A 1,430-nucleotide genomic window follows, 5' to 3' on the forward strand; every position below is an offset into this window, starting at 1 on the left:
AGTGCGGGGGCTGCCGCTGCTGCCGGCGCGGCAGCAGCGGGGGCAGGGATCAGCGCTTCGGCTGCCTTAACCTCCGAGATCTGGGGAGCCACGTTCTTTTCCGCTGGAGCGCCCGGCCCAGCCACCTGGACCCGCTCGAAGTTGAGCTTGGCCAGCGGGTCGGCGATCGTGGCCGCCTGGCTCGCAACATTCGCCGTGTGGGCGCCCGGCTCTGCCGCCTGGCTGGCGGCGCCGCCACCCAGCAGCAGTGCGCACGCGGCGGTGACGACGGCGGCACGGCGGCCGGTTACGCCGAGCCCGGCGACGAACCGCGACAGGGCGGATGCCTGCTTGACCGGTTCGGCGCGGTGGCGCGACTTGGCTGCGCCAACTGGGCGGGAATGCGAACCGCCGTCAGGGCGTGTTTGTACCTGGAATTCAGTCATGGTGGCCTCTCAACGCCGGCGGAGTTAGCTGTCGGGTTCGGATGAGGTCATCCGGCCGCACGGAACATCACGTGTCGGCTTCACCCCGAGGGCGCATGAAAGCAGAATGCCCGGGAACTCTGGGTCCCCCGCCTCTGCCTGGTCCAGCGGAATCCGGGAAGCGGCAGAGTTTGGCGTCCGTCCGGATATGCGGCACCGATGGCGGCGCACGCTAACGACGCTACAGGGCCGGTGCCGGAGCGGGAGCGGGGGCTGCCGCGGGAACCGGAGCAAGTGCGGGGGCTGCCGCTGCTGCCGGCGCGGCAGCAGCGGGGGCAGGGATCAGCGCTTCGGCTGCCTTAACCTCCGAGATCTGGGGAGCCACGTTCTTTTCCGCTGGAGCGCCCGGCCCAGCCACCTGGACCCGCTCGAAGTTGAGCTTGGCCAGCGGGTCGGCGATCGTGGCCGCCTGGCTCGCAACATTCGCCGTGTGGGCGCCCGGCTCTGCCGCCTGGCTGGCGGCGCCGCCACCCAGCAGCAGTGCGCACGCGGCGGTGACGACGGCGGCACGGCGGCCGGTTACGCCGAGCCCGGCGACGAACCGCGACAGGGCGGATGCCTGCTTGACCGGTTCGGCGCGGTGGCGCGACTTGGCTGCGCCAACTGGGCGGGAATGCGAACCGCCGTCAGGGCGTGTTTGTACCTGGAATTCAGTCATGGTGGCCTCTCAACGCCGGCGGAGTTAGCTGTCGGGTTCGGATGAGGTCATCCGGCCGCACGGAACATCACGTGTCGGCTTCACCCCGAGGGCGCATGAAAGCAGAATGCCCGGGAACTCTGGGTCCCCCGCCTCTGCCTGGTCCAGCGGAATCCGGGAAGCGGCAGAGTTTGGCGTCCGTCCGGATATGCGGCACCGATGGCGGCGCACGCTAACGACGCTACAGGACCTGGCCGCTTAAGTCACATTTTGGTAACAGGAGTCACAGTGCCGGGGTGTCGGGTTGCGCCGGGTTCACGGGCCGGCCG

Annotated in this window: 1 protein-coding gene, 1 pseudogene and 2 riboswitches; the gene and the pseudogene both read right to left on the reverse strand. The window is 69.9% G+C overall.

Annotated features, from left to right (window positions below):
* Window positions 1–425: pseudogene (locus tag Y706_RS30460) on the reverse strand (hypothetical protein); the annotation flags it as partial.
* Between the two features lies 1 nt (window position 426).
* A riboswitch (cyclic di-AMP (ydaO/yuaA leader) is annotated at window positions 427–584 on the reverse strand.
* Between the two features lie 61 nt (window positions 585–645).
* Window positions 646–1,122 carry a hypothetical protein gene (locus Y706_RS26595; RefSeq protein WP_156945210.1) on the reverse strand — a complete coding sequence of 159 codons (477 nt, stop codon included), beginning with the start codon at window positions 1,120–1,122 and terminating at the stop codon, window positions 646–648.
* A 1-nt stretch (window position 1,123) separates the two neighbouring features.
* A riboswitch (cyclic di-AMP (ydaO/yuaA leader) is annotated at window positions 1,124–1,281 on the reverse strand.
* Between the last annotated feature and the right edge of the window lie 149 nt (window positions 1,282–1,430).

Origin of the sequence: Arthrobacter sp. I3 (genome assembly GCF_000520575.1) — a bacterium.
Lineage (GTDB): Bacteria > Actinomycetota > Actinomycetes > Actinomycetales > Micrococcaceae > Arthrobacter > Arthrobacter humicola_A.